Annotated in this window: 7 protein-coding genes; 4 read left to right on the top strand and 3 right to left on the bottom strand. The window is 70.6% G+C overall.

Annotation, left to right across the window (positions count from 1 at the left end):
- The 3 genes from VOI19_RS09915 to VOI19_RS09905 all read right to left on the bottom strand — a co-directional run.
- Nucleotides 1–1,231 (bottom strand): glycerol kinase GlpK (locus tag VOI19_RS09915; RefSeq protein ID WP_323792801.1); only part of this gene is annotated, 1,231 nt, incomplete at its 3' end.
- The gene (locus VOI19_RS09910; RefSeq protein WP_323792800.1) at nt 1,228–2,043 is read right to left on the bottom strand and encodes a DUF1028 domain-containing protein; all 816 of its coding nucleotides are present in this window, start codon (nt 2,041–2,043) and stop codon (nt 1,228–1,230) included. The genes VOI19_RS09910 and VOI19_RS09915, both read right to left, overlap by 4 nt.
- A 25-nt stretch (nt 2,044–2,068) precedes the next feature.
- Nucleotides 2,069–2,476 carry a DUF4190 domain-containing protein gene (locus VOI19_RS09905; RefSeq protein ID WP_323792799.1) on the bottom strand — a complete coding sequence of 136 codons (408 nt, stop codon included), beginning with the start codon at nt 2,474–2,476 and terminating at the stop codon, nt 2,069–2,071.
- 122 nt (nt 2,477–2,598) lie between these two features.
- On the opposite strand from VOI19_RS09905, the gene VOI19_RS09900 reads away from it, so the two are divergent.
- The 4 genes from VOI19_RS09900 to VOI19_RS09885 all read left to right on the top strand — a co-directional run.
- Nucleotides 2,599–3,627 (top strand): 6-phosphofructokinase, encoded by a 1,029-nt coding sequence (locus tag VOI19_RS09900; RefSeq protein ID WP_323792798.1) that lies wholly within the window; start codon nt 2,599–2,601, stop codon nt 3,625–3,627.
- Nucleotides 3,628–3,714: 87 nt separating this feature from the next.
- A complete protein-coding gene (locus tag VOI19_RS09895; protein WP_323792797.1) occupies nt 3,715–5,178 on the top strand; it encodes an APC family permease in 1,464 nt (487 codons plus the stop codon).
- Nucleotides 5,179–5,230: 52 nt separating this feature from the next.
- Nucleotides 5,231–6,568, top strand: coding sequence for a class II 3-deoxy-7-phosphoheptulonate synthase (locus VOI19_RS09890; RefSeq protein ID WP_323792796.1), 1,338 nt, complete (start codon nt 5,231–5,233; stop codon nt 6,566–6,568).
- Nucleotides 6,569–6,693: 125 nt separating this feature from the next.
- A partial coding sequence (locus VOI19_RS09885) for a GntG family PLP-dependent aldolase (RefSeq protein WP_323792795.1) occupies nt 6,694–7,668 on the top strand: 975 nt, incomplete at its 3' end.

Below are 7,668 nucleotides of genomic sequence, written 5' to 3'. Positions count from 1 at the left end.
GGCAGAGCAGGTCGTTGGCAGCCGCGCCGCCGTCGACCCTGAGGGAGGACAGCTCGGTCATCGTCTCGAGCACGTCGCGCACCTCGAAGGCGATCGCCTCGAGCGTGGCGCGCACGATGTGCGCGCGCGTCGTGCCACGCGTCAGGCCCAGGATCGTGCCGCGGGCCATCGGGTCCCAGTGCGGGGCGCCCAGCCCGGTGAGCGCGGGCACGAACACCACGCCGTCCGAGGAGGGCACGGTGGCGGCGATCGCTGCGGTCTCCTCGGCCGATCCGATGATCTGCAGCCCGTCGCGCAGCCACTGCACGGCCGCACCGGTCACGAAGATCGCGCCCTCGAGCGCGTAGGTGAGCTCACCGGACGGCGAGCGCCAGGCGGCGGTGGACAGCAGGCCGGCGTCCGAGCGCTCCAGGGTCGACCCGGTGTTGGTGAGGATGAAGGAGCCGGTGCCGTAGGTGCACTTGGAGTCGCCGACGTCGAAGCAGGTCTGGCCGAAGAGCGCCGCCTGCTGGTCGCCGGCGATCCCGGAGATCGGCAGCTCGAGGTCGAGGAAGGACTTCGGGTCGGTGACGGCCAGCTCGCCCCAGTTGGGCACCAGCTCGGGGAGCGCGTCGCGAGGCACGCCGAGCAGCGAGCAGAGCTCGTCGGACCAGTCGCCCTCGGCGAGGTCGAACAGCAGGGTGCGGCAGGCGTTCGAGACGTCGGTGACGTGCTCGAGGCCGCGGGTCATCCGGGCGATGAGGTAGGAGTCGACGGTGCCCACGGCGTAGCGCCCCGACTCGACCAGTGCCCACGTGCGCGGTTCGTTCTCGGCCAGCCAGCGCAGCTTGGTTCCGGAGAAGTAGGGATCCAGCCGCAGACCGGTGAGCTCGCGGACGCGGTCCTCGTGGCCCTCCTCGCGCAGTCGGGCGCAGATGTCGGCCGTACGGCGGTCCTGCCACACGATCGCGCGGCGGGGTGAGCCCAGCGTCTCGCGGTCCCACAGCAGCACCGTCTCGCGCTGGTTGGTGATCCCGATGCCGCGCAGCTCGCTGCTGTCGATCTGGCTCAGGGCGTCCTTGGTCGACTGGAGGGTGGCCTGCCAGATCTCCTCGGGGGAGTGCTCGACCCAGCCGGGTCGCGGGAAGTGTTGGGCGAACTCTTGATAGCCGCGCGCGACGATCGCGCCGTCGGCGGAGACCACGATCGCGGTGACCCCGGTGGTGCCGGCATCGATCGCCAGGATGCTCATGAGGCGGCCCGCACGAGGTCGAGGATCCGCTGGTCGATCCAGGAGAGGTCGTCGGCCACGCGCATCTCGTAGTTCTCGGTGCCGACCCAGGTGGCGAAGTCGGGGTGGCCCCGCTCGTGCGCGAAGTCCTCGAGCTCGGCACGCAGGGTGTCGGTGATCTCGACCTTCTCGTCGTCGTCCGAGGCGGTGAGGTAGAGGTCGTTGAGGTCGAGCAGGCGGCCGAGCTCGTCGACCGGTGCCGCGTGGTCGTCGACCCGCAGGTCGGCGGCGATGTCGTCACCCCCGCCGTACCCGGCTCCGTCGCGTACGACGAGGAGCGCGGCCGACTGCCGGCCGCGCTTGTCGCCGCCGGCGGCATCACCCGCGGCGAGGGCGGCGAGCAGCCGGTGGGAGAAGGCCAGGTCGACGCCGTTCGTCCAGGCGGTCTCCATGGCAGCCACGACCTCTGCCCCGGCCAGGCAGTTGCCCTGGATGGCGTAGCCCGAACCGGTGGCTCCGCCGGCCCAGTCGATGCACGCCTGGCCGGTGTGGGAGGCGGCGCCGCCGTCGAGGTCGACGAGCCCGACCTGGCGGTGGTCGCGGCCCTCGTCCTCCTCGAGCAGTCGCTGGAGCGCCACGGAGGCGGTGGCGCCCTCGTCGAGGTGGGAGAGCGCGAGGCCCTTGTAGGCGACGTTGGCGTCGGCCTGGGTCGCGAGCGCGCCCACCTGGGCCACTGCGGCCGGCACGACGGCACCGACCGCCAGGAACTTCGAGGCCACCGCCACCCCCCAGGACTCGCCGTCGTCGGAACGGGCCACGATCGAGAACGTCATGGCGTGAGCATAGGCAGCGAGTCGCTCAGCAGTCGTTGAAGCCACTGCCGGTCGTGTCGGTGCAGGCCTCCTGGAACGTCACCGTCCCCGCGCTGCCCAGGCCGAGCGCCAGGACCATGGCGATGATGCCCAGCGTGCTGAAGACGGTGCCGATGAGACCGGTGACGAACCCGGCGGTGGCCAGCCCCCGGCCGCCGATGCTGCCGTGGGAGGCGTCGATCTCCTTGGTGGCGCTGCGGCCGATGATCATGGCGGGGATCCCCGACAGCAGACCGAAGCAGAGCAGCGACAGGATGCCGAGCACGAGACTGGTCGTCGCCTTGCCCGAGGTTCCCTGGGGTCCTGTGCCGTGCGACGGCGCGCCGTACGGGTAGGGCTGCTCGGGAGAGCCGTAGGGGCCGCCCTCGGGCGGGGACGGCGGGTAGCTGCTCATGTCGGCGGGTCCTCTGGTCGGCGGGCAGACGCCTGCATCTGCGAGCGCGAACCGGATGTTACTGCGCGGCGGACGTGGTTAGGTGGCACGCATCAGCGTTGGCCGAGCTCAGGAGGATCCTCATGCGTGTTGGCGTGCTCACCGGTGGTGGCGACTGCCCGGGACTCAACGCGGTCATCCGCGCCGTCGTCCGCAAGGGCGTGACCCGCCACGGCTTCGAGCTCGTCGGCTACCGCGACGGGTGGAAGGGGCCGCTCGAGGGCCTCCACCGGCCGCTGGGCATCGAGGAGTGTCGCGGGATCCTGCCTCGTGGCGGCACCATCCTCGGCTCCTCACGCACCAACCCGTTCGCCATCGAGGGCGGGGTCGAGCAGATCCAGGCCAACCTCGCCGCCGACGGCGTCGAGGCGCTGATCGCCATCGGGGGCGAGGACACCCTCGGCGTGGCCACCAAGCTCGCCGACCTCGGCGTGCACGTGGTGGGCGTGCCGAAGACGATCGACAACGACCTCTCGGGCACCGACTTCACCTTCGGCTTCGACACGGCCGTCAACATCGCGACCGAGGCGATCGACCGGCTCCACACGACGGCCGAGTCGCACCACCGGGTCCTGGTCGTGGAGGTGATGGGCCGTCACGCCGGCTGGATCGCGCTGCACTCCGGGATCGCCGGAGGAGCCAGCGCCGTGCTGATCCCCGAGCAGCCCTTCGACATCGAGGCCGTGTGTGCCCACGTCGAGACCCGCTTCGAGTCCGAGTACGCCCCGATCATCGTCGTCTCCGAGGGCGCCACGCCCATCGACGGCGGCGACATGACGCTGGTGTCGGGGGAGAAGGACGCCTTCGGCCACGTGCGACTCGGCGGCATCGGTGACCGGCTCGCCGGCGAGATCGAGCGCCGTACGGGCAAGGAGGCGCGGGCGGTCGTGCTCGGCCACATCCAGCGCGGGGGCACCCCGACCGCCTTCGACCGCTGGCTGGCGACCCGTTTCGGGCTCCAGGCGATCGACGCGGTCGCCGACGGCGACTTCGGCACGATGATGGCGCTGCGCGGCACCGCCATCGTGCGGGTGCCGCTCATCGAGGGCACCGGCACGCTCAAGGTCGTCAGCGACGAGGAGTACGCCGAGGCTCAGGTCTTCTTCGGCTGAGCCGCGAGACTCGCCCGATCGGATGCTTCGCCGGCGGGCCCCGGGGGTGTGAGGTAGGGCCACACCCCAGGCACGAGGAGATCTCGGATGACCACTGACCCGGTCAACACCCCCAGCAGCGACCCCACGGATCAGGACGCGCCCGGCCTCAAGCGCGTGCTCGGCCCCAAGCTGTTGCTGCTCTTCATCGTCGGCGACATCATCGGGGCCGGGATCTTCGCCGTCACCGGGAAGGTCGCCGGCGAGGTCGGCGGGCTCGCCTGGCTGCCCTTCCTGCTCGCCTTCGCGATCGCGACGATGACGGCCTTCTCCTACCTCGAGCTCGTGACGAAGTACCCCGAGGCGGCCGGCGCGGCGCTGTACGTGCACAAGGCGTTCGGCATCCACTTCGTGACGTTCCTGGTGGCCTTCACCGTCGCCTGCTCGGGGATCACCAGCGCCTCGACCTCCTCGAGCCTGCTGGCGTCGAACTTCCTGATCGGCCTCGACGAGACCGTCGGCGGCGTCCCCACGGGCGACACCGCCTCGCTCCTCGCGGCGTTGGTCTTCATGGCGCTGCTGGCCGCCATCAACCTGCGCGGCGTGGGGGAGAGCGTGAAGTTCAACGTCGTCCTCACCTCGATCTCGCTCCTCGCCCTGAGCATCGTGATCCTGATCGGCCTCTGGGCGATCGGATCGGGAGACGGCGATCCCTCACGTCTCGTGGCCTTCGAAACCCCGCAGGACAAGAGCCTCTACCTCGGCGTCACCGTGGCCACGACGATCGCCTTCTTCGCGATGGTCGGCTTCGAGGACTCCGTCAACATGGTCGAGGAGACCAAGGATCCCGAGCGGATCTTCCCGCGAGTGATGTTCACCGCGCTGGGCATCTGTGCATTGCTCTACATGCTGGTCGCGGTGGCGGTGATCATGGTGGTCCCCGAGGGCGACCTGACGGACCCCACGAACCCGGAGGCCGGGATCCTGCTCGACGTCGTCAAGATCGGAGCCCCGGGACTGCCGATCGACGACATCTTCCCGTTCCTCACCGTGTTCGCGGTGGGCAACACCGCGCTGATCAACATGCTCATGGCGAGTCGACTCGTCTACGGGATGGCGCGCCAGGAGGTGCTGCCCTCGGTCCTGGGCAAGGTGCTGCCCGGACGCCGTTCGCCGTGGACCGCCATTGCTTTCACGACCGTGCTCGCCATGGGGTTGATCGTCTACGTGCGCACGCAGTCCGACTCCGACATCGTGTCGGCCCTCTCGGGCACCACCGGACTGCTGCTGCTCTGCGTCTTCGCCGTGGTCAACGTCGCGTGCCTGGTGCTGCGCAGCGACGACACCGGCCGCGGGTTCCGCGCGCCGACAGCGATCCCGGTCCTGGGTGCGGTGCTGTCGGCTGCGCTGGTCGGTCCGTGGGCGCGGAACTCGGCCGATTACATCCAGTACCGGATCGGCGCGGGCCTGCTGGTGATCGGCGTCGTCCTCTGGGTGCTCACGTGGCTGGTCAACCGCGGGATCCGGGCCAAGAAGACAGGCTTCCGCGACGTCGACCAGATCAAGAGCTGACACGACAGCGGCCGAATCAGCCCGCGAACGGCCGCGCGCATAGGCTGTCGGTGTGTCCTTCCCCGATCTGGCCTCACTGCACGCGCTCCAGCCTGCTCAGCAGCCCACCTACCCCGACCGGGCGGCGGTCGATCGCACCGTGGCGTCGCTGCGCGACGCGCGGCCGCTGGTGTTCGCCGCGGAGTGCGACGAGCTGACGACCAAGCTCGCCGCGGTCGCCCGCGGCGAGGCCTTCCTGCTCCAGGGCGGTGACTGCGCCGAGACGTTCGCCGGTGTCACGGCCGACAACACGCGCAACAAGCTGCGAGTGCTGCTCCAGATGGCGGTCGTGCTCACGTATGCCGCCTCGGTGCCGGTGGTCAAGCTCGGTCGCCTGGCCGGGCAGTACGCCAAGCCGCGGTCGTCCGACCTCGAGACCCGCGCGGGCGTCACGCTGCCGGCCTACCGCGGGGACGCCGTCAACGGCTTCGACTTCACCCCCGAGTCGCGGGTGCCCGACCCGGCCCGGCTGCTCGAGGTGCACCGCACCTCGGCCGCCACGTTGAGCATGATCCGCGCCTTCATCGCCGGTGGCTACGCCGACCTGCGCCAGGTCCACACCTGGAACACCGACTTCGTCGCCGAGTCCGCGGCCGGCCAGCGCTACGAGGCGATGGCGCACGAGATCGACCGCGCGATGGCATTCATGGAGGCGATCGGGGCCGACCCCGACGAGTTCCACCACGTCGACTTCCACATCTCCCACGAGGCGCTGGTGCTCGAGTACGAGCACGCGATGAGCCGCCTCGACTCGCGCACCCAGCAGCACTACGACCTGTCGGGCCACTTCGTGTGGATCGGCGAGCGCACCCGCCAGCTCACCGGCGCCCACGTCGAGCTGCTCAGCCACCTGCGCAACCCCATCGGCGTCAAGCTCGGGCCCACCACGACCGCCGACGACGCGATCGCGCTGGCCGGGCGCCTCAACCCTGACAACGAGGCCGGCAAGCTGACCTTCATCACCCGCTTCGGTGCGGGCAAGATCCGTGACGGACTCCCGCCGCTGGTCGAGAAGGTCACCGCTGCCGGACTCCAGGTGGCGTGGGTGTGCGACCCGATGCACGGCAACACCTTCGAGGCGAGCTCGGGCTACAAGACCCGCCGCTTCGACGACGTCATCGAGGAGGTCCAGGGCTTCTTCGACGTGCACCACGAGCTCGGCACCTGGCCCGGCGGCGTGCACGTCGAGCTCACCGGCGACGACGTCACCGAGTGTGTCGGTGGTGGCGAGGAGCTGCTCGAGATCGACCTCGGCAACCGTTACGAGTCGGTCTGCGACCCGCGCCTCAACCGGGTCCAGTCGCTCGAGCTCGCCTTCCTCGTGGCCGAGATGCTCCGAGCCCGCGTCTGAGCCTGCGCGGACCGACGGCGCAAGAGGTGGGTTGAGGAGCGCTCGGCGCCGGACCGAGGAACGAGGTCCCGAGCGACGCGTCTCGAAACAACGGCGAGCCGACAGACAACCAGAGGACAGACCCGATGATCGATCTCCGCTCCGACACGCTCACGAAGCCGACCGAGGCGATGCGGGCCGCGATGGCCGCCGCCGAGGTGGGCGACGACGTGTATACCGAGGACCCGACGACCCTCGCGCTCGAGGAGCGGGTGGCGGCGCTGCTCGGCCATGAGGCCGCGCTGTTCATGCCGACCGGGTCGATGTCGAACGTGCTCGCCGTCCGGGCGCTGGTCGCGCCGGGCGAGGAGGTGCTGTGCGAGTCGCGGGCCCACATCGCCCGCGCCGAGCTCGGCGCCCACGGCGCCTACAGCGGCGTCACGATGCGCACCTGGATCCACCCGCGCGGCCAGGTCGACCTGCCCACGATCCGCTCGCTGCACGCCCCCGACATGGGTCCGTTCTTCGTGCGCACCGCCGCGATCTCGGTCGAGAACACCCACAACTTCGCCGGTGGCACGATCCTGCCGCTGGCCGACCTGCTCGACCTCAAGGAGTACGCCGAGGGCGTCGGCGCCGCCGTGCACCTCGATGGCGCCCGGCTCTGGAACGCCCACGTCGCCACCGGCACCCCGCTGGTCGAGTACGGCGCCTGCGCCGACGTGATCTCGGTCTGTCTCTCCAAGGGACTCGGCGCGCCGGTCGGCTCGGTGCTGGTCGGTAGCCAGGACGTCGTGACCGAGGCCCGCGTGTGGCGCAAGCGGATGGGCGGCGGGATGCGCCAGACCGGTCTGCTCGCCGCGGCCGGGCTGCACGCCCTCGACCACCACGTCGAACGACTGTCCGACGACCACGTCCACGCCCGGCTGCTGGCCGAGGCCTGCGGCGTCGACCCTGACGACGTCGACACCAACATCGTGGTCATCGAGCGGCCCAGCGCCGCCGACGCGGCGTCGTACGTCGCCCGCGCGGCCGAGCAGGGCGTGCGGGTCGCCACCGTCGGACCCACCACCGTCCGGCTGGTGACGCACCTCGACGTGACCCGTGCGGACGTCGAGAAG

Origin of the sequence: Nocardioides sp. (assembly GCF_034670285.1) — a bacterium.
Taxonomy (GTDB): Bacteria; Actinomycetota; Actinomycetes; order Propionibacteriales; family Nocardioidaceae; genus Nocardioides.
Note: the sequence above shows the minus strand (reverse complement) of the source record. Positions and strands in the feature narration are given on the sequence as shown.

What these genes read in the sequence shown, in the direction of transcription:
- VOI19_RS09910 (WP_323792800.1), bottom strand. Translation starts at nt 2,043, where the DNA reads ATGACGTTCTCGATCGTGGCCCGTTCCGACGACGGCGAGTCCTGGGGG.
- VOI19_RS09905 (WP_323792799.1), bottom strand. Translation starts at nt 2,476, where the DNA reads ATGAGCAGCTACCCGCCGTCCCCGCCCGAGGGCGGCCCCTACGGCTCT.
- VOI19_RS09900 (WP_323792798.1), top strand. Translation starts at nt 2,599, where the DNA reads ATGCGTGTTGGCGTGCTCACCGGTGGTGGCGACTGCCCGGGACTCAAC.
- VOI19_RS09895 (WP_323792797.1), top strand. Translation starts at nt 3,715, where the DNA reads ATGACCACTGACCCGGTCAACACCCCCAGCAGCGACCCCACGGATCAG.